17 protein-coding genes are annotated in these 22,222 nt (G+C 44.7%); 10 read left to right on the top strand and 7 right to left on the bottom strand.

What is annotated here, in order from left to right:
• The first annotated feature begins 105 nt into the window (after positions 1 to 105).
• The 7 genes from ABD960_RS07395 to ABD960_RS07365 all read left to right on the top strand — a co-directional run bounded on the left by ABD960_RS07395 (position 106) and on the right by ABD960_RS07365 (position 11,142).
• Positions 106 to 3,531 carry a SusC/RagA family TonB-linked outer membrane protein gene (locus ABD960_RS07395; protein WP_345330368.1) on the top strand — a complete coding sequence of 1,142 codons (3,426 nt, stop codon included), beginning with the start codon at positions 106 to 108 and terminating at the stop codon, positions 3,529 to 3,531.
• Positions 3,532 to 3,542: 11 nt separating this feature from the next.
• Complete coding sequence (locus tag ABD960_RS07390) at positions 3,543 to 5,015, top strand: RagB/SusD family nutrient uptake outer membrane protein (protein WP_345330367.1); 1,473 nt, start codon at positions 3,543 to 3,545, stop codon at positions 5,013 to 5,015.
• A gap of 7 nt (positions 5,016 to 5,022) precedes the next feature.
• On the top strand, positions 5,023 to 5,865 hold the full coding sequence (locus tag ABD960_RS07385; protein ID WP_345330366.1) for a DUF4843 domain-containing protein: 843 nt from the start codon (positions 5,023 to 5,025) through the stop codon (positions 5,863 to 5,865).
• A 23-nt stretch (positions 5,866 to 5,888) separates the two neighbouring features.
• On the top strand, positions 5,889 to 7,304 hold the full coding sequence (locus ABD960_RS07380; protein ID WP_345330365.1) for a PKD-like family lipoprotein: 1,416 nt from the start codon (positions 5,889 to 5,891) through the stop codon (positions 7,302 to 7,304).
• Between the two features lie 14 nt (positions 7,305 to 7,318).
• Positions 7,319 to 8,233: a hypothetical protein gene (locus ABD960_RS07375; protein ID WP_345330364.1), complete on the top strand. Its 915-nt coding sequence runs from the start codon at positions 7,319 to 7,321 to the stop codon at positions 8,231 to 8,233.
• A 31-nt stretch (positions 8,234 to 8,264) separates the two neighbouring features.
• Complete coding sequence (locus ABD960_RS07370) at positions 8,265 to 9,401, top strand: redoxin domain-containing protein (protein WP_345330363.1); 1,137 nt, start codon at positions 8,265 to 8,267, stop codon at positions 9,399 to 9,401.
• Positions 9,402 to 9,471: 70 nt separating this feature from the next.
• Positions 9,472 to 11,142 carry a S1C family serine protease gene (locus tag ABD960_RS07365; protein WP_345330362.1) on the top strand — a complete coding sequence of 557 codons (1,671 nt, stop codon included), beginning with the start codon at positions 9,472 to 9,474 and terminating at the stop codon, positions 11,140 to 11,142.
• A gap of 9 nt (positions 11,143 to 11,151) precedes the next feature.
• Here ABD960_RS07365 and queD read toward each other — a convergent pair whose 3' ends face one another.
• The 3 genes from queD to ABD960_RS07350 are packed head-to-tail and all read right to left on the bottom strand — an operon-like array spanning position 11,152 to position 14,088.
• A complete protein-coding gene (gene queD / locus ABD960_RS07360) occupies positions 11,152 to 11,514 on the bottom strand; it encodes a 6-carboxytetrahydropterin synthase QueD (RefSeq protein WP_345330360.1) in 363 nt (120 codons plus the stop codon).
• 57 nt (positions 11,515 to 11,571) lie between these two features.
• Entirely contained in the window at positions 11,572 to 13,047 is a 1,476-nt protein-coding gene (locus ABD960_RS07355) for a tagaturonate reductase (protein ID WP_345330358.1), read from the bottom strand.
• Positions 13,048 to 13,074: 27 nt separating this feature from the next.
• Positions 13,075 to 14,088, bottom strand: a complete 1,014-nt coding sequence (locus ABD960_RS07350) for a zinc-binding alcohol dehydrogenase family protein (protein ID WP_345330356.1) — start codon at positions 14,086 to 14,088, stop codon at positions 13,075 to 13,077.
• A gap of 372 nt (positions 14,089 to 14,460) precedes the next feature.
• Between ABD960_RS07350 and ABD960_RS07345 the strand changes: the two genes are divergently transcribed.
• Positions 14,461 to 16,908, top strand: a complete 2,448-nt coding sequence (locus ABD960_RS07345) for a glycoside hydrolase family 95 protein (protein ID WP_345330354.1) — start codon at positions 14,461 to 14,463, stop codon at positions 16,906 to 16,908.
• 7 nt (positions 16,909 to 16,915) lie between these two features.
• On the opposite strand, the gene ABD960_RS07340 is transcribed toward ABD960_RS07345, so the two are convergent.
• The 3 genes from ABD960_RS07340 to ABD960_RS07330 form a co-directional block, all read right to left on the bottom strand.
• On the bottom strand, positions 16,916 to 17,098 hold the full coding sequence (locus ABD960_RS07340) for a hypothetical protein (protein ID WP_345330352.1): 183 nt from the start codon (positions 17,096 to 17,098) through the stop codon (positions 16,916 to 16,918).
• An 86-nt stretch (positions 17,099 to 17,184) separates the two neighbouring features.
• Complete coding sequence (locus tag ABD960_RS07335) at positions 17,185 to 17,751, bottom strand: hypothetical protein (protein WP_345330350.1); 567 nt, start codon at positions 17,749 to 17,751, stop codon at positions 17,185 to 17,187.
• Between the two features lie 33 nt (positions 17,752 to 17,784).
• Entirely contained in the window at positions 17,785 to 18,132 is a 348-nt protein-coding gene (locus ABD960_RS07330; protein ID WP_345330348.1) for a response regulator, read from the bottom strand.
• Between the two features lie 295 nt (positions 18,133 to 18,427).
• Between ABD960_RS07330 and ABD960_RS07325 the strand changes: the two genes are divergently transcribed.
• Both ABD960_RS07325 and ABD960_RS07320 read left to right on the top strand, forming a co-directional pair.
• On the top strand, positions 18,428 to 20,242 hold the full coding sequence (locus ABD960_RS07325) for a glycoside hydrolase family 2 protein (RefSeq protein WP_345330346.1): 1,815 nt from the start codon (positions 18,428 to 18,430) through the stop codon (positions 20,240 to 20,242).
• A gap of 34 nt (positions 20,243 to 20,276) precedes the next feature.
• The gene (locus ABD960_RS07320; RefSeq protein ID WP_345330344.1) at positions 20,277 to 20,570 is read left to right on the top strand and encodes a hypothetical protein; all 294 of its coding nucleotides are present in this window, start codon (positions 20,277 to 20,279) and stop codon (positions 20,568 to 20,570) included.
• Here the strand turns inward: ABD960_RS07320 and ABD960_RS07315 are convergent.
• A complete protein-coding gene (locus ABD960_RS07315) occupies positions 20,565 to 22,130 on the bottom strand; it encodes a M20/M25/M40 family metallo-hydrolase (protein WP_345330342.1) in 1,566 nt (521 codons plus the stop codon). The two genes, ABD960_RS07320 and ABD960_RS07315, sit on opposite strands and share 6 nt — an antisense overlap.
• Between the last annotated feature and the right edge of the window lie 92 nt (positions 22,131 to 22,222).

Genomic DNA, 22,222 nt, shown 5'->3' with positions numbered 1-22,222 from the left:
ATGACATGAAAAAGCCGGAAGCCTCTCACCGCTCCCGGCTATAAAAAGGTCAGCAGCAATGGTTTACTACAAGCTGCTTTTATTAACCCTATTCTATTCAAAAGTATGAAATTAAAATTTCTTTACAACGCCGTATTGCCCATACGGCAGGTAAAGTATAAACTGTTATTAGTGATGAAACTCACTGGCATATTGCTGCTTGTGGCCAGTTTGCACCTGTCGGCAGCTACTTTTTCGCAAACGGTAACTATATCGAGGCAAAACGCCACGCTCGAAACCGTATTTAAGGACATAAAGAAACAAACGGGCTATTTGTTTTTCTATAACGGAAAAATAAATACCAAGGGACAGCGCCTTGATGTTGAACTTAAAAATGTAACCCTTGACGAGGCTTTGGGTTACTGCCTATCGCGCTATAACCTTACTTATACCATTGTTGATAAAACCATAGTAGTACGCAACAAAGCGCCGGAAGCCCCGGCCAGCGAGATGGTATCAATGCCGGTTAAATTTCAGCTGAGCGGTAAGGTAATAGCCGCAGACAGCAAGGAGCCATTACCGGGGGTTAACATTGTAGTTAAAAGCAATAATGCAGCCTGGGCTCAAAGCAACAACAAAGGTGAATTTAAGCTGATGGTTGATGCCGGCGACGTGCTTGTGTTTACCTACATAGGTTTTAAAACCAAAGAGGTAAAGGTAACCGACGCTAAAGCACTGACCGTTATGCTCGAAACGCAGGTTAACGCCATGAGCGATGTGGTTGTTACCGGCTATCAAACACTAAAGAAAGATACTTATACGGGTAATGCCGTTACCATTACGGGTGATGACCTGCGAAAATTCAACTCGCAAAACGTGTTGAAGGGCGTTGCTGCGTCCGATCCATCATTCCGCATACTGGAGAACAACCTTGCCGGATCGAACCCGAATAACCTGCCGAGGATTAACATCCGCGGAGCGACTGCGCTTCCATCAATAACTGACCAGATTGACCGTAACAACCTCTCGAGCACCTACAATCTGCCAACATTTATACTGGACGGTTTCGAGGTATCACTACAAAAAGTGATCGATCTGGATATAAACCGAATTGAAACCGTTACCATACTTAAGGATGCCGCTGCGACTGCTATATACGGCTCACGTGCTGCAAATGGCGTTATGGTAATAACTACCAAAGCGCCGGTACCTGGCCAGCTACAGTTAACTTATAATTATGAGCTTAATGCAACCGCTCCTGATCTGAGCGGTTACCATGTACTTAACGCCGCCGAAAAACTACGCTATGAGGAACTTGCAGGCTTGTATGTTAGCGGCGGCCTCTCAGGCGGTAGCCAGGACGAGTTGACTAACCAGTATTACAACAAGTTGAAGAACGTGGTAAGCGGTGTTGATACCTATTGGTTATCTCAGCCGCTGCGCAATACATACGGACAAAAACATGGCTTGTACGCACAGGGCGGCGACTCAACCTTTAGGTACGGGGTTGATTTACGTTACCAGGCCAACCCGGGTGTGATGAAGGGCTCTGACCGTAACCGCTATAGCGGCGGCATGAGCTTCACTTATAATCCATCAAAGAAATTAATTTTTCGTAACGACTTGACCATAACGCAGGTTAATGCACAAAACTCCAAGTATGGAGATTTTTCGACCTACGTTTACATGAACCCCTACTATCCTATTTACGGCCCGGATGGAAAGATCATTCGCGAGCTTGCTAACTGGAATGTAAACACAGGCGGGCAGGGTGCTGATCAATACAAAAATCTCCCGGTTTTTAACCCACTTTACGAGTCTACTTTGGGTAACTTTGATAAATCGTCTTACCTCGAAATTATTGACGCGCTATCGTTAGACTGGTTTATTAACAAAGCGTTACGGTTAAAAGGCCTTGTTAGTTTAAATAAAACAAAAAGCACGGCCGACAGATTCGCATCTCCGCTCAATAACGAGTTCTATCTCGGCCCGTTAAGTGAGATAAAGAACCGTGGGCGTTATAATTATTCAAGCGATGACCTGCTTGGTATTGACGGTAACGTCAGGCTACTTTACAACAAACTAATCGGCGATCACTCCGTAAACTTTAACCTTGGTGTAAACGTAACTTCAAAGGATTACGATAACAAGAGCTTTGAGGCACGGGGCTTTACCAATGATCGCTTTACAAACATCGGTTTCGCACGCACCTATACGCCCAATTCAGCGCCTTATGGCTTTGTATCCACCAGCAGGTTGATCGGTTCATTCGCATCGCTCAACTATTCCTTTAAAAATAAATATTTGCTGGATGCCAGTTACCGCCTTGATGGTTCGTCGGCCTTTGGCAGCGAACGCCGCTTCGCCCCTTTCTGGAGCACCGGTATAGGCTGGAACGTACACAAAGAAAACTTTATGCAGGGAAGTAAAATATCCCGCTTAAGAATTACGGGAACTGCTGGTATGACCGGTTCTGTTGACTTTCCGCCTTATCTGTCTAAATCACTGTATAGCTATCAAAGCTCCAACTGGTACTCAACCGGTGTAGGTGCCGTGGTAAACGGCTATGGTAACGAAAATCTGGAGTGGCAGCGCACCAATGAGTACCAGGCACGTTTAGAGGTGGGCTTATTTAATGATAAGGTTGTGATAACGCCTATATATTACTACAAACTTACCAAGGGTGTACTTACCGATATTAACCTGGCGCCATCAACCGGTTTTACAACTTACAAGGAAAACCTGGGCGACATGAAAAACCAGGGTTATGAGCTTTATTTAACCGTAAACGCTTATAAGAATAAGGACTGGAACGTAAACTTTATAGGTAACCTGGCCCATAACAAAAACAAGATCGTAAAGATTGCCAATTCTTTGAAGGCTTATAACGAAGCGATAGATGAATATCAGCAAAACCCTGACAATAATTTGCAGGGCGTACCGCTGCTGCGTTATAATGAGGGTCAATCGTTAACCACCATTTACGCGGTAAAATCATTAGGTATCGATCCGGAAAACGGGAAAGAGATCTACGTAAAAAAAGACGGATCACTTACCTATATATATGATGTAAAGGATACGCAGCCGATTATTGACGCGGCGCCTAAAGCGGCAGGCAACTTTGGCAGCAGCATTACCTACAAGCAATTCCAGATGAGCCTTAGTTTTTATTACACCTTTGGCGGCTACCTGTATAACCAAACCCTTGTTGACCGTGTAGAGAACGCTGATCCACGATTTAACGTTGACCGCCGCGCGCTTGAGCAGCGCTGGGTAAAACCGGGTGACGTTACTTTTTATAAGAACATTGCCGATCAGAACGTAACGCAGGCATCATCGCGCTTTATACAAAAGGAAAACCGTATAGAGTTGCAGTCGCTATACCTGTCATACGATATGAAGAAGGAAGTTGCCCGCAAGATAGGCTTGCAAACGCTACGTCCCTCCATTACGATGAACGATGTTTTCAGGGCGTCATCCATCGAGATTGAAAGAGGTATAAGCTACCCTTTCGCCCGCAATATCACATTTGCTTTACTGGCCACATTTTAATTAATGCGTAAATGAAAAAACTGATCTATATATTAACCCTGCTCGCGCTTACATCGTGCAACAAGTTTCTGGATGTAAAACCGGAATCGGAGATTGATAAGGACGAACTTTTTAAAACTGAGGAAGGCTATAAAGAAGCACTGAATGGTGTTTATACCTTTTGCTCATCGCAATCGCTTTACGGTGAAAACCTTACCTACGGCAACCTGGATATTATGGCGCAAAACTATGAGTTTACCGACCTGGTATTACGCCGCGTAGCCAACTTTGAATATGAATCGCCGGCAATGGTGGGCTTCCGTAACACCGTTTGGGCGAATGCTTACCGCGCTATCGCGAATTGCAATAACATACTGGAAAATATCGATTCGCGTAAATCACTTTTTCAGGGTAATAACTACCAGATAATTAAGGGCGAAACGCTTATACTGCGCGCTTACCTGCATTTTGATATGCTGCGCTTGTTCGCCCCATCATTTAAAAGCAACCCGGCAGCCAAAGGCATACCTTATGTTACGCGGGTATCCACCCAAAGCACACCTTTTTCAACGGTAAGCGAATCATTAGATAAGATCATTGCTGACCTGAACGAAGCCAAGGCGCTGCTTAAAGATACCGATCCCATCGTATCAGGCTACCAGGTTGGTTACCCCGGCGATTTGGGTAACCCGGAAGTGAACTACCCTGACCTGTTTATCCAAAACAGGCGCCACCGCATGAATTATTTTACCGCCTGCGGAGAACTGGCAAGGGCACATCTCTATAAAAATGATATGGCCAACAGCCTGCTCAACGCGCGTATCATCATTAACGCGAACCGCTTTCCCTGGACCGAGGAAGCTGACTTTTTTCAGCAGGACCTTACCAAGCGCGACCGGATATTTTACAAGGAGCTTATCAGCGCCTGGTATGTGAATGATAATAATGCGATCAGGGAGAAACTTATTAGTTTGTATACAGCAGTTAGTCCAACTTTTGCGCCTACAACCTCATTGATTGATGATATTTACGAAAGCGCCCGCTCCGGCGCTGATGACTGGCGGTACAAACAATGGTTCTTCCGCACCACTATACAGTCGGGCACAGGCGAGCGCGCCCTTTTGCAAAAGTATGTTTCAAACACTACGCCCACACCCAACAGGCACCCGCTGGTGATGCCTACTTTACGCCTTAGCGAGATTTATTACATAGCCGCCGAGGCGAGCTTTGACAGCGACCCCGCACAAGCCGTGGCCTACTTTAACACCCTGCGCAGGCAGCGCGGTATTGGAGATGCGGTTAACGCTCAAGTTGCAAAGGACGATTTTATAAATATGCTGGTGCTGGATGCACGTAAGGAATTTTACGGAGAGAGCCAGATATTTTACATGTATAAGCGCCTTAACAAAGCAGTTAAGGTATCGGCCACGATAAACATCCCACCGTCTGACCGGATATTCGTGCTACCACTGCCAAACGATGAAGAAGCTTACCGCAATAATTAATTAAAAGATGATGAAAAAGAATTTGATCTTGATATTATTGGCCTGCTTTGCATTTGCGGCTTGTAAAAAAAGCGAGAAGCTTACTTACGATTCTCCCGACAATATTTACCTTAATTACAACGGCGGCAGTGCGGATACTATTACCTACTCCTTTGCTTATGTACAAGGTGTTGACCGTGACACTGTTTGGGTGCCTGTAATTATATCAGGCAAGCGCGTTAACCACGACCGCAGTTTTATATTAAAAGTTGTTGATACGGCCACCACAGCGGTAAAGGATCTGCATTACGAACCGCTGAAAGAAACATACACCATGCCGGCCGACTCGGGTGTGGTGCATGTACCGGTTATTATAAAAAACACGGATAAGGAACTTGAAAACAAGTCAGTCACGCTTACCGTGCGCGTATTTGGCGGGCAGGATTTTGGTACTAACCTGCCTGATACCATCCGCAAAAAAACCATCATGTTCTCTAACCGGCTCGAACGCCCGCAATGGTGGAATTTTTGGGAGGGTGAGCTCAAAACCTACAGCCGTACCAAACATCAGTTGTTTTTAATTACTTCGGGCACACGTGACCTGGTTGATTTAAGTACACCTGAGTATTACCTGTACATTCCGCGCTGCCTTTACTACATCGAAAATACCCGTACGTTTTTAAAGTATCCGTTCGACTGGGTAAGGCAACATCCGGATGCCGGTTATGTGCTGACAAAAAGGGCTGACAATAGCGGCGATTATGACTTTTATAGCGTGAATGCGCCCGACAAAAGGTTCTTGCTCAAGTATTTCAGTAGTGTTGATCAGTACAGGTTTATTGATGAGAGTAACAAGGAAATCAACATGTAATAGCACCCTTTAGATTAATAACAATGAAATTCAGATATATAGCATATTTATTATCGCTCAGCCTGCTGGCGGCCTGTAAAAAGGACTTGGGTAATTATACCTATATGCCGCCATCAGAGCCGGTGATTGTTAACTTTACTGACCGCACTTTTGACGCGTTGGTTGGCGACTCCCTGATTTTACAACCTTATGTTGAACTTGACGGCGCCGACCCGTATAAAGACCTGACATTTGACTGGGAGATTTTTGTGGATGAAGCTGCACGCACCGATAAATACACCGGATATCCATTAAAAATAGTTTACAATTTAAGCCCGAAAACACGCACGGCCAAACTTACCGTAACCGACAAGCGCAACCAGATGAAGTACTTTTTCCCTTTTAAAATTGCAGGTAATACGCAGTTCACTAAGGGTTTTACTGTGCTGAGCGTTGATGCAGGCGTTACTAAACTCTCCTTTATAAAACCGGATAGCGCGAGTATTTTAAGCAACCTCTACTTCTCGTTGCATAACGAGAATTTGCCAGACAACCCGGTGCAGTTGTTTGCCAAACCCTATGCTTACCAGCCGGGTACTGCCGAGGATTACTGGGTGATAGCTAAGGACCCGCAAAAAGGCAGTGTTATTATTGACGGTAACACCATGCTGCGCAAAAGGTATTTCCCTGATCAGTTTTTTAGTCCGCCGGCAAGCATTATTACCGAAAGGTTTGAAGCATCAAAAGGATGGGCTACCGGCATAATTAACGGCAAGCTTTACCTGAGCGTTACTACTACCGCCCCCTTCGCTCCCGATTGGGGAAAATTCTCTAACCCGCAAGCGGGTGATTATGAGTTATCACCTTATTATGGTAATACACCTAACTACTATTTCGGTTTCGATATCAAAACCAAGGCTTTTGTATCGTTCAGCAGCAATGGCGGGTATTCGGGCACTGAATACCAGGTAAATGGCAACGCCTTTAACCCTAAAAACATAGGCATGAGCAACCTACTGTTTATGCAGCCGGTGCCCGGCACCACCTATGCCTTTTTTAAGGATGATGCCGGCAGCATTTACGAACTATCGTTTGGTATAGATATGGACAATTACTTCTCTACCCGTGTTATTAAGCCGTACACCAAAAAATTATTTAAAGGCTCGGCAATGGTAAACGCTGATACAAAATGGCAACGCTCAGGCACCGATGTATTTTACTTCAGCTCGAACGATAAGATTTACCGGTACAATCCTATCAACGAGGAGTTAAGGTTACTGGATGCCAATTTCTCGGGTAAAAAGATCAGTATGTTGAAGCTTAGCGGAAACGTTTTAACCGCCGGAGTTGATGGCGAACTTAACTTTTTGGACGTAAGCGTTGGCGCCAACGGTAAACTTATTAAAAGCATTAAAGGCATACCGGGCGCGCCGGTTGATTTTATATCCAAAAACCTTTAAAAACCTGACCGATCATGAGCTTATTAAAATATAAAGTTGCCGCTTTTGCCCTGATCATGGCGCTTGGAGCTGCATCGTGTAAAAAGTCTGCAGTTGATAGTGAACCTAAACCTGACCCCGAAGGTGCTCCTCCAAAAACATGGAAGGAGCACTGGGGTTATCACCACCAACTGCTAAACCGGGTGTATTATGATGACCACGTAGCGGTTTATTATGATAACCTGATGGACCCATCGATAACCTGGCTTAACAAAGCCATGTCAGACTCGTGGGCGTATGTAAAAAAGAATTACGGTGAGTTTGGGCCAGATCAGCGTTTGTTTGTGATTTGCCATCGTACCGTTGACACTACGAACAACCTCGGCGGCGGGCACCCTGCATCATGGCGCGATGCCACCCACGATAACCGTAATGTGATTGACAACGGCCTCGGCAGCTGGACATACCCCACCGGCGAACAGATTGGTTTGCCGATACACGAAATTGGCCACATTGTAGCCAACGCCTCGCATGGTCGCAGCCATGAGGACGGCAATTTATGGGGCGACAGTAAATTCGCGGAGATATTTGTTTACGATGTGCTGCTCAATATTGGAAGGCAGGACGAAGCTTCGCGAGTATATTATGAATTACAAACCAAAACAGACAACTTTCCGCGAACAGGCACACAATGGTTCAAAAACTGGTTCTACCCCATATACAGCAAGTATGGTGAGGGCCGGGTACTGAGTAAATACTTCGAATTAAAAGGCAAGTACGAAAAACAAAACCGGGATATTAACTGGGGAGAGTTTATACACTTTTGGAGCGGCGCGGCGGGTGTTAACCTGAAAGAACAAGCTACCATCGCTTTTGGCTGGCCCGACGAATGGGAGCTACAATTCCGCAAAGCGCAACAGGATTTCCCCGAAATAAAGTATCCTTACTAATCATCAAACCAATAAATAAACAAACTTGAACATGAAAAAATTTTTAATGATAGCCGCACTGTTACCCGTAGCAGCATCGGCACAAACCGGTAAGTTTACCATCACCGGTAAAATTGGTAACTTAGATAAACCTGCCAAGGTTTACTTTGATTATATGGACAGCAACGGTGCCGGTAAAGAAGATTCGGCGGTTGTGGTGAACGGAACGTTTAAATTTACGGGCAATCTTACAGGTATAGGCAACACCCGCATGTCGCTCGATCATACCGGCGAAGGTAAGCCGCACTCTATCTATGCTCCGGGTGCCGATGTGATTTATTTTTATTTCGGCAAGGAAAATATCGTGATCAACTCTAAGGACTCTTTAAGCAACGCCAGGTTCACAGGCTCTAAGGTTTACGATGATTTCCAGGCTTATAACAAACAAATAGGCGGCACCATTATGGATTTGACCAAAGCCGCTAACAATGCTTATTCAAAAGCCACACCTGAACAGCAAAAGGACAGCATTTTTATGGCCGGATTGAATGCCAGCTTCAGGAAAAGCATTGACGCCCGATCTGAAAAACAATACCAGTTTGCTAAGAGCAACCCAAAATCATATTTCGCGCTGGTTGGCCTGTCCGAAGCCGCCGGAAGCAAAGTAGACGTAAAAAAGATACAGCCCGTATTTACTGCCCTCGATCCTAAACTGAAGCAACTGGATATGGGCAAAGAACTGCAGCAGCGTATAGAAGCGGCCGGTTTAACCTCAATTGGTTCGGTAGCTCCGACGTTTACTCAAAATGATGTAAACGGCAAACCGGTATCATTAGCTGACTTTAAAGGCAAAGTGGTATTGGTTGAGTTTTGGGCAAGCTGGTGTGTACCATGCCGTGCGGAAAACCCTAACCTGGTTGAACAGTATAAAAAATATAAGGATAAAGGTTTCGAGATACTATCGGTATCACTTGACAACAGCAAAGCTGCCTGGCTTGCCGCCATTGAGAAAGACGGGCTGCCCTGGGCTCAGGTATCTGACCTGAAGGGCTGGAACAACGCTGTTGGCCGTTTGTATGGCGTAAGGGCGGTGCCGCAAAGCTTTTTAGTGGATAGAGACGGAAAAGTAATAGGCAACACCCTGCGCGGCGAAACGCTTAATAAAAAGCTGGCCGAGCTGATGAATTAGTCACCAATTAGCATATACTATACTACACCACCCATAAATGCCTTAGCGTTTGGGTGGTGTTTTTTTACAGATGAAAAAATTAATATTTACCTGCCTTACCCTTTTGTTGTGCACTGTAATGGCCCGGGCACAAAAGGTTAACCTGCCGCAGTTACAAGCCACCTTGCAAAAAGGCATTAAAAGCGCCTATTTGCCAAGCGTACGTATGTGGGGTTATGATACAACGGCCCGCCAGCAAATGAGCGCACAATTCAGTGGCGTGGTGATTACGGCCAATGGCTACATCCTGACTGCTGCCCACGTTACCATCCCCGGCAAAACTTACAAAGTAATGTTTGCCGACGGCAAGGAAGCCATTGCCGTAGCCTTGGGAAAAATTGAGCTTGCAGCCGACCGCACCATACCCGACGTAGCATTAATGAAGATTGCCACACCAGGAAGCTGGCCTTTTGCTCCTATGGCTAAATCATCAGCTATAAAAGTGAATGAACCCTGCCTGAGCATCGCTTACCCGGAGAGCCTCAACCAATCCAAACCGTCTGTACGCTATGGCCGGATCAGGGTAATCAAAAATGATCGCGGCTTTATAGAGTCGACCTGTAAAATGGAGCCAGGCGATTCGGGCGGGCCGTTATTTGATTATATGGGCAGGGTAATCGGCATTCACAGCGCCATCAATACAGATGAGGATACAAACTATGAGATACCTGTAGACCTCTATCATAAATATTGGGATGCGCTGCAAAAACAACAGGTTTACACAGCTCTTCCAACCGATACACAAGCCTTAGCCCCGGACGATATCAAGAATATAATGACTGATGACGGACTGGCCAGCATGCAATCTACAGCAGCCGCTTTAATAAAGAAGCATAAGCTTGACCGCATGGTTGTAAGTATAACCAGTACAGCCGATTCGGCGAATACACCTGCATTGGGTACGATTATCAAGGTGAACGGCAAGTCTGTTTATATTGTAAGTAAAAGCTCTATTGTTGGGAATGATCCTAAAATAACCATGCCGGGTAATAAGGTTTTTGAAGCCCAAGTTTTTGCGAGAGACCGGCAAACCGATCTGGTATTGCTCCGGCCTTCAGCAAATATCAACGGTGGGATAACCATTTCAAAGGATAATCAACCCACTGTTGATTTGGGCTGCATGTTGATCACTCCTTTTACTAATAAAGAAGGATTGGTTAGTATAACCAGCGGATTGGATGTTACGCTTAGCCGTTTTTGGAGCCTGGGTTACTTGGGTGCGGCAGTAGGTTATAATGCCGTTCCGCCTGCCTTTACTTATGTACAGCCTAACTCACCCGCGGCAAAGAGCGGTTTGCTGGTTGACGATGAGGTATTATCCGTAAACAACGTGGCGATGAAAAAAATTGAGGATTTTGGCACGGCTATGCAACAATACTGGCCGGGCGATACCATAAATTTCAGGATATCAAGAAACGGCAAACAGGAGAACAAAACGGCGGTGCTGGGCGCAAAACGCCAAACCCCGGGTAAACATCCGGCTGAATTATTTAAAGGCGGCAAAAGCCTGCGAAGAGACGGTTTTGAAAATTTAATAACCCATGATGCAGCCTTGTTACCCGCGCAATGCGGCGGCCCTATTTTTAATCTTGACGGTAAATTTATAGGTGTGAACATTGCCCGTTTCAGCCGTACTACATCGTTAGTTTTGCCGGCCCAAATAGTATATAATTTAATAATGCAGCACGTTAAAAACCAGTAGTACTTATCATTACTGACCCGGCCCGTTATAAATAACGCCTGAAGTGGGCGTTTCCTTTAGTTCGAGGGTTTGAAGTTGTGGGAGCGAAGGTTTTATTTCATTCCAAAGCCAGCTTACCAAAACCTCTGCTGTAGGATTATCTAGACCGGGAATATCATTTAAAAACCGGTGATCTAATTGATCGATCACCGGTTTTACTATAGCTTTTAAATCACCATAATCCATAACCCACTGCTCAGGGCGTTGCAGGTTACCTGAAACATACACCGTAAGCTGGTAGGTGTGTCCGTGCAGTTGTTTGCACTTATGCCCTTCCGGAACGTTCGGCAGCAAATGGGCCGCATCGAAAGTGAAATGTTTATATATCGTCATGCAGTGCCAAAATTGGCTTACTCTGCTTGGCTATGCAATGACGGTTGTCACTTTTTATCAGATGATTACTTTACCAGCAGCTATTTCATCCAGATATTTTTGCACTTCATTTATTAGTGCCGGATAGGCAGGCTTATCTGCTCCCCAAAGTTCTTCGCTGGTAAAAACGTATGCAGCGATGCTATCCGGCGAACAACTGCTATAAATAGCCGTAAGCACACCCGCTTTTTCATCTGTAAACACATGCTTTACACCATTTATTTCAAGAGAACACTTACCATCCTGCTCAACAATCTTGGTCATCAAAAACAGGTAGGCCGCTAAGCCTTTTGCTATATTCTGCGGAACTTCCTCAGTTTGTTTAAAATGCTGGTGTAACAGCGGCAGCACCCGGGTACCTATTTTGGTGGTATACTGCTGGGCTATATTAACCCACAAGTGTTTAATATAGGGGTTACTAAACCTGTCGACCACTTTAGCGGAAAACGCTTCCATGGTTTCCTTATCTGTTTTATAAGGCATAGCAAGGCGGACATCGGCAAGTATACTATTCATAAACCTTGCAAAATCAGTATCCGCTGTCGCCTGGTTAACGTAATCAAAATTAAGTAACAAGGCCATAGCACAGGTTAGCGTATGCGTACCGTTAAGCAATCTTAACTTCAGCTCACGATGTATCTCAATGTCTGGCGTTACCACAACACCCTCATCAGCCTGCTCAAAACTCAAAATAGCCTTTACACGCTCATCTCCCTCAATAGCCCATAAAGTATAGGGCTCGGCAACAATGAGCAGATCATCCCCGTAGCCGTTCGCCTCTTCAAATCGCTGAACTTCTGCATTATCGGGCTTACCTGGTACGATTCTGTCCACCAATGAATTGCAAAACGAGTTATGCTCCAGCAACCAGGCTTCAAACGCAGGTTCAAGTTTATTATACCGACATAACTTTACCAAAATTGATTTTAATATGGTTGCGTTATCCGGTAAAAGCTCTGTAGGGATGATAACCAAACCACTTTCGCTACTGCTGTTAAAAGTTTGATAGCGCCTGTAAAGCACGGCAAGTAATTTGGCCGGGAATGATGCAGGGGGACTCTGGTGAATATCCTCATTAACAAGCTGTATACCTACTTCGGTAGTGTTCGATATTACAACTTTCAGATCAGGATTAGCGGCTTCCTGAAGTATCTCCGGCCATTGTCCGTTAGCTGTTAACACATGGCTAATGGATGAATTAATACTTATTTCGTCCATCGGTTGCTGATCTTTAATACCTTTTACCCAAACGGTGTATAAATTATCCTGCTCAGCAAACGCATCGGTTTTATTAGCACCCGTTGATTTTATCACCACTACCCTGCCGTTGAAAACGCCTTGTTTATTAGCTTTATCAATAAAGTAGTCAGGCAATCCGCGCAATAATACCCCTGTGCCAAATTGCAGCACTTTTACGGGTAAATCTTTATAGTTAGCCAGCGGCAGTTCAATATTGTTTTTTATTTGCGGCAATATTTTATTGCTGAGTTTCATGATAGATGTAGTTCTGATTACTATAAGTTAAATACTGATCATGGCTTTAATAACGCCGTTTTTAGGGTCGAGCCATTGCGCAAAACAACCCGCAACCTCGTCAAAGCCTACACGATGCGTAATATAAGTTTCCGGATTTACTTTATCGCTTTTCATGCATGCTATAACGTATTCAAAATCATCGCGCGTAGCGTTGCGGCTGCTCATCAATGTAGCTTCGCGTTTGTGAAATTCCGGGTGGCTCACTATTATCTCATTTTTTTGCAGACCTACTAATACATAACGCGCGCCATGTGCCATATAGTAAAAGCCGTTATTTATCGCCTTTTGATTTCCCGTAGCATCTATTACTACGGTAGGCATATCGCCGTTTGTTATTTCTTCGAGCCGGGCTTTAACATCATCAACCTGCGGATTAATAACATAGGGTACACCGAGCTTATCTTTACAAAAGGCAAGCCTGTTCTCGTTAAAGTCTACCGCGATTACCTGTCCGCCTGCTATGCGCGCAAATTCCATTATCCCTAAACCGATTGGTCCAGCGCCTATAACCAGCACAAATTCGCCCGGCTGAACGTTGGCCCGGCTTACGCCATGTGCGCCAATCGCCAACGGCTCAATTAAGGCGAGTTCATCAAAGCTTAAACCCCGCCCGTTAACCAGTAAACGTGCGGGCACACTCAGGTATTCAGCCATGCCACCGTCGGTGTGGACACCAAAAACCTTAATGTTTACGCAACAATTAGGTTTGCCCGAACGGCAAGCTATACAAGTACCGCAATTGTTATAGGGTATAAAAGTAACAGCATCGCCGGGATTGAAACCTTCGGCCCCGCCCCCATCGATCAACTCTCCGGCAAGTTCGTGCCCCAAAACACGCGGATAGCTGAAATATGGCTGCGTACCTTCAAATGCATGCAAATCAGTACCACAAACGCCTATCTGCCTAATGCGGATGATGGCATTTCCTTCCTCACCTTGCGGATAATCGGCTTCGTTATAAAAAAGTTTACCAGGCTCTTCACAAGTTAATATTTTCATTTAAATCAAATTCAATTGGTATGGCATGCGCGAATAATGATGAATTTTTACCTGCCGGATTAAATGTCAAATTAAAACAATTGTAAACAATATTACATTGGAACTTATGTATGCGATTAGCTTTGCAATGAGTTGGACAAACGCAACAAAAGCGATCATAAAATAAATTATGAACTGATTACCAATAGCTTAAAAATAAAAAGTGAATTTTTAAGCTATTGTCGATTATTACAGCTTGCTATTTTCGCTTAACTTTTTACCAAAATAAGTTATTACTAAACCAGCATTTTTTTCGCCGTGCTTAGCGCGTTAAGCTATATTTGAGCTGGCCGTTAAACCTGCATTATATTATAAACCTATTTTTTGCAAGCTATGAAGATCAAATTATTGGTTCTTTGTGTATTACTACCTTTTATTGGATTTACACAGGATTTAAAGTTGTGGTATGATAAACCCGCTGCTGTATGGACAGAAGCCTTACCTGTTGGGAACGGGCGCTTGGGTGCCATGGTTTTCGGCAATCCTGAAAATGAACTGCTGCAACTTAATGAAGGTACGCTATGGTCAGGCGGGCCGGTTAAACCAAGCCTCAACCCTGAAGCATCTAAATACCTGCCCATAGTACGTGAGGCTATATTGAATGGCGAGTACCAAAAGGCCCTGGAGCTATGCAAAAAAATGCAGGGGCCATATTCGCAAAGCTATCTGCCACTTGGCGACTTAAATATTAAACAGGATTTAGGCTCAGAAGCCGTTAACGGTTACTACCGTGATCTGGACATATCAAAGGCTATCTCAACTACAAAATTTTCTGTTGATAACGTTAACTATACCCGCGAGGTGTTTTCATCAGCGGCCGACCAGGTTATCGTTATCCGTATCAAGGCAGATAAGCCCGGGAAACTAAATTTATCGGTAAATACCAAAAGCAAGCTCAAAGCAACCAACTCCGTAACCGGCGATAAAATATATATATTAAGCGGCCAGGCACCTACAAATGTGGAACCTAACTATATCGACTCCAAAAATGCAATTAGCTACTCCCCCGAAAACGGCTGCGGCGGTATGCGTTTCCGGTTATTGGTTAAGGCGATTAATAAAGGCGGCGAGGTAAGCGCAACGGAAAACGGTATACAGGTTAAGGATGCTAACGAAGTGGTTTTTCTGCTATCAGCTGCTACCAGCTTTAACGGGTTTGACAAATGCCCAGACACTAACGGAAAAGATGAGCAAAAAATATCAATGGGCTATTTAAATAAAGCAGCCCTTAAATCATACGAAAGCCTATTAAATGCTCATATTGCTGATTATCAAAAATACTTTAACCGGGTAAAACTGAATTTGGGCAGCGACGATGCAGGGTTAAGATCCAACCCTACTGACAAACGCCTCGAACTTTACGCTAAAGGCGGCCACGACACCGGCCTGGAAGCTCTGTATTTTCATTACGGGAGGTATCTGCTTATCTCCAGCTCAAGGCCCGGAAGCGCTGCCGCTAATCTTCAGGGTATCTGGAACAAGGATCTGCGCCCGGCATGGAGTTCAAACTATACCACCAACATTAACGCGCAGATGAACTACTGGCCGGCTGAAATCACCAATCTGTCTGAACTGCACCAACCGCTGATGCAACTTATTAAGAACATGGCTGCCAATGGCAAAAACGTGGCTAAAGAATATTATGGGCTCAATGGTTGGGTGGCGCATCACAACAGTGATATATGGGCAATGGCTAACCCGGTAGGCGAAGGCAGCGGCGACCCTAAATGGGCCAACTGGTCAATGGGCGCCAACTGGTTATCAGAACACCTATGGCAGCATTATGAATTTACAAACGATAAGGTGTTTCTTAAAAACACAGCTTATCCTTTAATGAAAGAGGCGGTTATATTCACTTTAGGTTATCTTATTAAGGACAAGGATGGTTATTGGGTAACGGCACCTTCCGGATCACCTGAAAACTCTTTCAGGGATGAAAACGGGAAAGAGGGCGCTATCGCGCTGGCATCAACCATGGATATGTCGATTATCCGCGAGTTGTTTATCAACTACCTTATGGCGGCAAAAACATTAGGCATTGATGCTAACCTGCAGCGGCAGGTGGTAGAAAAACAGAAAAAGCTTTATCCGTTCCACATCGGTAAAAAGGGCAATATAGTGGAATGGTATAAGGATTGGGACGATGTGGAAGTGCATCACCGCCACGTATCACATCTATACGGACTTTACCCTGCCGACCAGATATCACCTGCAAAAACACCAGAGCTTGCTGAAGCCGCCCGCAAAACACTTAACATCAGGGGCGATGAAGGTACCGGTTGGAGCAAGGCCTGGAAAATCAACTTTTGGGCCAGGCTTTGGGATGGTAATCATGCTTATACGCTGGTTCGCGATCTATTGCGCCTGACCAAAGAGAATGACACTAATTATGGCAGAGGTGGCGGTACTTATCCCAACATGTTCGATGCGCATCCGCCATTTCAGATTGATGGTAACTTTGGCGGCACTGCCGGTATAGCCGAAATGTTGCTGCAAAGCATATACGGTGAGATTAACCTATTGCCTGCTTTGCCCGACGAATGGCAAAACGGAGCAGTTAAAGGCTTAAAAGCACGCGGTGGTTATACTGTTGATATTAATTGGAATAAGCATAAGTTAAGCAGTGCGATTATCAAATCTACAATTAACGGCACTTGCACTATACGCACACCTGCACCTATTAAAGTGACAGGGCAAAATGTAAAATCAGTTAAAACCTCAAACGGTTATATTACTAACATCAAGGTAAAAAAGGGCGGTTTGTATACGCTTAAATCTTGATGTGATATTACTTTGCTTTAAGCATACGGGTTATGGCGCGTATAATTAAAGTAATCAAAATGAGTAACGAGCCGATAATAGAAAAATCAATTATGTTGTTTGAGTAATCAACATGGTTGATTTTTGCCCATACAGCAGTCGCTAATAATGTAATAATGAGTAGTGATAATAACAGGTCGGTTTTTTTCATGATTCTGGTGATACTTTAAGTAGTTATTAATAATCGCGCTAAGTTCATGGCTAACAAAAAGGGTTGCAATAGATTATTCGACTGTTTTAATTGATTATCCGTTTAGCCCTTTTTCGCTTTACAAGATTGATATACTTACAATCGCAGCCGGCAAATTTTACATAATAGTTCATAGCGTTACCGGTGTTTTGTATCACAAACCCGGAATCGGTTACCAAGGCGCCCACTCCTACCGGAATTTCAACGCTATCAGCGGATGTTTGCGTGGTATCATTGTCTTCGCCTGATATGTCACCCTCGTATTCTGACCATCGGATGCCTTCGAGCGTTAAAAAAGTCTCGTTCCCTTCGCTTGTAATACTGGCTTTTCCGCTGTAACGTTGTTTACTCAGATTAAGTAGGTAATTGTAACCTGTACTGTTACGATCAATCACCAACGTCATGGGGCAAGCGCCTGTTTCATCAACCAGGGGAACCCGCTCATAAGTACCTTCATATTTGCCGTTGGCTTTGCTTGGTGTAGATGATACGGCCTTGCTCCCTGTAGCTGTTGAATCCTTTTTTTCCGTAATTACCTTGGTGGAATTATTCGGGTTACCGCATGAGGCGATAATCAGACAAAATGAAATTATAGCTGATGACGGACTTTTCATAAACAGGAGCAATATACTTAAAAGGCTGACTTGTTATGACAACATCGCGCCTACCGTGTCAATCAGTTCATTGTTATCAAACGGCTTATAAATTACCGCGTCGGCACCGTAATTTCCCAGCGATTCTAAGACCTTAGCATAACCTGATAGTAACACCACCGGTATATGCGCCGTTTCGGGATTATTTTTTACCTGACTGCAATATTCACCGCCGTTTATACCTTCTAAAATATAATCGGTAATAATCAGGTCGGGTTTTACCTCTTCAACCGTACGAATGATGTCGTCCGTTTGATTAATTGACGTAACGGTGTAACCTTCGTCGGTAAATAAAACTGTTAATATGTCAGTTATGTCGAGGTCGTCTTCTATTATCAGCAAATGCTTGTGCCCCGTATTATTTATATTATTTGTCGCCACTGTGCTTCCCTCAAAGTAAGGTATAAGCAACAATAATCGTGCTATGTAAATGTTTTGCTTTATCAAACATGTTACATATATATTAAAAGGATTGTTTGTACAGCAATTTATACATCAGCATGCATAGCATTCTTTACAGCCGATAAATAAAACTGATTTGGCGTGCTGAATCGACTTATTAACAACCTGACAAAGCATCGGTTTAGGCAATTAAAGTGTATATTAGACAGCGTAACCAGTATTGAACTATATTTTTATGAATAACCTGAAAAGCCTTTACTTTTTAGTATTGGTGCTGCTTGTGCATTATTCCGTAGCTGCACAGCAGGCACCATTGCCTACCCGTTGGACAAACGCCGCCATGCAAGCCGACGTTCCGTTCCAGGAATATCCGCGTCCACAATTACAGCGCGAAGATTGGATGTGCCTCAATGGCAAATGGGATTACCGCGGCGGTAAGGACGTTCCCACAGCGCTACGCCCGAAACAGCCGGCCTCCTTTGAAAATGTAAAGGAGCAAATAAAGGTGCCCTATTGCCCTGAAGCGTACCTATCGGGCATAAACCGTAAACAGGAGATCAACATGTGGTATCGCCGCAACTTTGAAGTTCCGGCCGCCTGGAAAGGCAAACAGGTATTGATACATTTTGACGCGGTAGATCATGACGCGACAGTATTTGTAAATGATAAAAAAGCGGGCGAACACGCCGGTGGTTACGATGCATTTACGTTTAATATAACTCCATTTTTAAAAAAGGGCCAAAACACAATTATAGTGGCCGCCCATGACCCAAACGATGGCCGTACGCCATCCGGAAAAAACGGCCCACGTGGCGATTATACTTTTACATCAGGCATATGGCAAACCGTTTGGCTGGAACCGGTTAACAAAACACATATCTCCTCAATCAGGCTTATACCTGATCTGGCCGGCAAAAAGCTGCGTGTGCTGGTAAACAGCCCGGCAGGCAGCAAAGTAAAAGCTGTAGCGCTTAATGGTAAAAAAGCCGTTAGCCAGGTTAACGGTACTACAGGCGCTTATTTTGATTTACTGATTGAAAACCCGCTAACCTGGTCGCCCGACAAGCCTTTTCTTTACGACCTTGAACTGACCCTTTACAATGCCAACGGTACAGTTGCCGACGAAGTAAAAAGCTATTTCGGTATGCGCGATGTAAAGCTGGCTAAAGTTAATGGCGTAGTACGGCCGCTGCTCAACAACAAATTTGTAATGCAGGTTGGCCTGCTCGACCAAGGCTACTGGCCTGACGGTATACTAACCGCCCCGACAGACGAAGCACTCAAGTTTGATGTGGAGTTTACTAAAAGAGCGGGCTTTAACCTGATACGTAAGCACATGAAAACCGAACCGCAAAGGTTTTACTATTGGGCCGATAAATTGGGGCTGCTGGTTTGGCAGGATATGCCGGCCATCTGGTACCAGCATGAAGATACCACGGTAACACGCAAAAACTTCCGCAAGGAGTGGAAAGCGATTATCGACGATCACTTTAATTCTCCGTCGATTATTACCTGGGTCCCCTTTAACGAGAACTGGGGCGCGTTCGATGTTAAAAGCATCACCAACTGGACAAAACAATACGATCCTTCGCGCCTGGTAAATGGTAACTCCGGCTTTAACAACAACCCGGGCTACCAAAAAGCTTACGGCGACCCGGGTAACGGCGATTTTGTTGACACGCATATTTATGTTGGCCCTTACGACGCCTCGGTACCTGACGATAAACGGGCGGCATCCTTAGGCGAATTTGGGGGTATAGGTTTATTTACCCGCGGACACATGTGGCCGGTAGAAAATAATGCATATGATTATGCAGCAACTACCACTGCCTTAACAGACCGTTATGTGTTACTAATGCAGCAGGTAACGCAACTCATGAAATATAAAGGCCTCAGTGTAGCCATCTACACGCAAACTACTGATGTGGAGCACGAAGTAAACGGCATGCTTACTTATGACCGCGATGTGGAGAAGATGCAGGTTAACCGCATAAAAGAAATTAATGAGGCGGTGATTGCCGATGGTGACACATTGAACAAGAAACAGTAAAAACAAAACCTCTATATTAGCCGAAAAACGGCTTATGAAAACGTTAAGTGAATTTAAAAGTTCGTTAAACAATACTGCGCCTGACGTTGCACTTTCGCCACAGCTAAAAAGCCTTTGGTTTGATGGTAGAGGTGACTGGCATACCGCTCACGAGCAGGTGGATCATTTGAGCGATCGTACATCCGCATGGGTACACGCCTACCTGCACCGTAAGGAGGGCGACGTTTGGAACGCCGATTACTGGTATAACAAAGCAGGTAAAACTCGCCCCCACTTTTCATTAAATGAAGAATGGGAACAGTTAGTCAATCACCTGATAAACCTATAAACCCTCAAATACGAAAACTTCCTTTTTGAGTGGTTTGCGCGGTAATAGCTGTGAGCGCACGCTTGTCTGGTAAACAAATGAAGCGACAATAATGGCCGCCTGTTTCAGATCATCCATTTGCAGGTGGTCATAATCGTCCAGGTTGCTATGGTGTGTGCGGGTTTCATAATCAAGCGGATCCTGTATAAACTGGAACGCAGGAATACCGGCCCAGTCAAACGAGATATGATCGGTTGAACCGGTGTTGCTGTTCGTTACGGTTGTAGCGCCCAAATCAGCAAACGGCTTAAGCCACTTGGTAAATATTGATTGCAGAGCTGCGTTGTTCTGCGTGAAAATACCACGAATTTTTCCGGTACCGTTATCCAGGTTAAAATAAGCGGATAATTTGCTCTGCTCTTTGGTAGTTTTAAAAGTTTTTGAATCCATGAAATGCTTTTTGACATATCCATAGGAGCCGAAAAGCCCTTCTTCTTCCCCATCCCATAAGGCAATACGTATGGTACGTTTTGGTTTCAGGCCGAGGGAATCAAGCAACCTTACCGCTTCCATCGTCACAACACATCCGGCGGCGTTATCAGTTGCGCCGGTGGCGGCACTCCACGAGTCGAGGTGACCGCCAAGCATCACCACTTCAGCTTTGAGCTTCGGATCGGCACCCGGTATCTCAGCCACTACGTTGTACCCTTTGGTATCGGCCGTTGATGTTTGCGTTTTAATGTTGACAGCAATCTCAACCTGCTGGCCTGATGATATCATCCGCTTAATGCGCTGTCCATCCTCGATAGCCATGCTGAGCTGCGGTATGCCTTCAGGATCTGAAACGCGGAAGCCCGTATACGCCTGAACAAATACGGCACCGTCAGCATTTGTGCGGCTTGCGATGATGAGGCCTAACGCACTCGCCTTTTCAATCAAGCCGTCAAGTTTTTTATACAGCGCTACTCCTTTTATTTCCCGCTCAATATCCGCACGGCTTGCCATGTATTGGTCCTTCAGATTTGCCAGGGTGGTATCGGCAAGCCTTTCAGCAGCAGGCTTAAATTTTGCGTCGCCTTTGTTCGCATTACCGGTTAACAACACCCACTTACCTTTTAAATCAGCGGCATGTTGTGTGAGGTAACTGCTATCCTGGTATTGCTGCGGACTGAGCAAATAAACCACACCCTGCTGAATACCCTTAGTACCAGCCGACCATGGGGTTGGGTATGCCCTTAAAGGCGTAACATAAGGCGCACGCATCGTGATACTAAAATCCTCAATATCCCATTGCTTGCCAAAATCGCCCCATTCCTCTAACCTTGCGTTTGCCAAGCCCCAGCTTTTAAGTTTACTTACAGCCCAGTTTGCCGCGTGTTTATAGCCTTTTGAACCAGCTAACCTTGCCCCGGATACATCCGTTAGGTAATGTGCAATTTGTGGTATTTGCGAACTATTGAGTTCAGCCTTTCTGATCTTGTTAAAAATGGATGTATCGGGCTCATCCTGTGCGAAAGTCGCCATAGCGGTAATCGTTATACAAAACAAAACCGGCAATGCGCGGGTAATTATTGGTTTCATGGTTTTAAGGATTTTCGGTTAAATATAATTAAAACACGATACCTATAACATGCTAATTATCAATATAAATACATTACGCAAAATATAAACGA

It is taken from the genome of Mucilaginibacter defluvii (assembly GCF_039543225.1).
GTDB lineage: Bacteria > Bacteroidota > Bacteroidia > Sphingobacteriales > Sphingobacteriaceae > Mucilaginibacter > Mucilaginibacter defluvii.
The sequence above is the reverse complement of the archived record's forward strand: the minus strand, read 5'-3'. Positions and strand labels throughout refer to the sequence as shown.

What these genes read in the sequence shown, in the direction of transcription:
- ABD960_RS07395 (WP_345330368.1), top strand. Translation starts at nt 106, where the DNA reads ATGAAATTAAAATTTCTTTACAACGCCGTATTGCCCATACGGCAGGTA.
- ABD960_RS07390 (WP_345330367.1), top strand. Translation starts at nt 3,543, where the DNA reads ATGAAAAAACTGATCTATATATTAACCCTGCTCGCGCTTACATCGTGC.
- ABD960_RS07385 (WP_345330366.1), top strand. Translation starts at nt 5,023, where the DNA reads ATGATGAAAAAGAATTTGATCTTGATATTATTGGCCTGCTTTGCATTT.
- ABD960_RS07380 (WP_345330365.1), top strand. Translation starts at nt 5,889, where the DNA reads ATGAAATTCAGATATATAGCATATTTATTATCGCTCAGCCTGCTGGCG.
- ABD960_RS07375 (WP_345330364.1), top strand. Translation starts at nt 7,319, where the DNA reads ATGAGCTTATTAAAATATAAAGTTGCCGCTTTTGCCCTGATCATGGCG.
- ABD960_RS07370 (WP_345330363.1), top strand. Translation starts at nt 8,265, where the DNA reads ATGAAAAAATTTTTAATGATAGCCGCACTGTTACCCGTAGCAGCATCG.
- ABD960_RS07365 (WP_345330362.1), top strand. Translation starts at nt 9,472, where the DNA reads ATGAAAAAATTAATATTTACCTGCCTTACCCTTTTGTTGTGCACTGTA.
- queD (WP_345330360.1), bottom strand. Translation starts at nt 11,514, where the DNA reads ATGACGATATATAAACATTTCACTTTCGATGCGGCCCATTTGCTGCCG.
- ABD960_RS07355 (WP_345330358.1), bottom strand. Translation starts at nt 13,047, where the DNA reads ATGAAACTCAGCAATAAAATATTGCCGCAAATAAAAAACAATATTGAA.
- ABD960_RS07350 (WP_345330356.1), bottom strand. Translation starts at nt 14,088, where the DNA reads ATGAAAATATTAACTTGTGAAGAGCCTGGTAAACTTTTTTATAACGAA.
- ABD960_RS07345 (WP_345330354.1), top strand. Translation starts at nt 14,461, where the DNA reads ATGAAGATCAAATTATTGGTTCTTTGTGTATTACTACCTTTTATTGGA.
- ABD960_RS07340 (WP_345330352.1), bottom strand. Translation starts at nt 17,098, where the DNA reads ATGAAAAAAACCGACCTGTTATTATCACTACTCATTATTACATTATTA.
- ABD960_RS07335 (WP_345330350.1), bottom strand. Translation starts at nt 17,751, where the DNA reads ATGAAAAGTCCGTCATCAGCTATAATTTCATTTTGTCTGATTATCGCC.
- ABD960_RS07325 (WP_345330346.1), top strand. Translation starts at nt 18,428, where the DNA reads ATGAATAACCTGAAAAGCCTTTACTTTTTAGTATTGGTGCTGCTTGTG.
- ABD960_RS07320 (WP_345330344.1), top strand. Translation starts at nt 20,277, where the DNA reads ATGAAAACGTTAAGTGAATTTAAAAGTTCGTTAAACAATACTGCGCCT.
- ABD960_RS07315 (WP_345330342.1), bottom strand. Translation starts at nt 22,130, where the DNA reads ATGAAACCAATAATTACCCGCGCATTGCCGGTTTTGTTTTGTATAACG.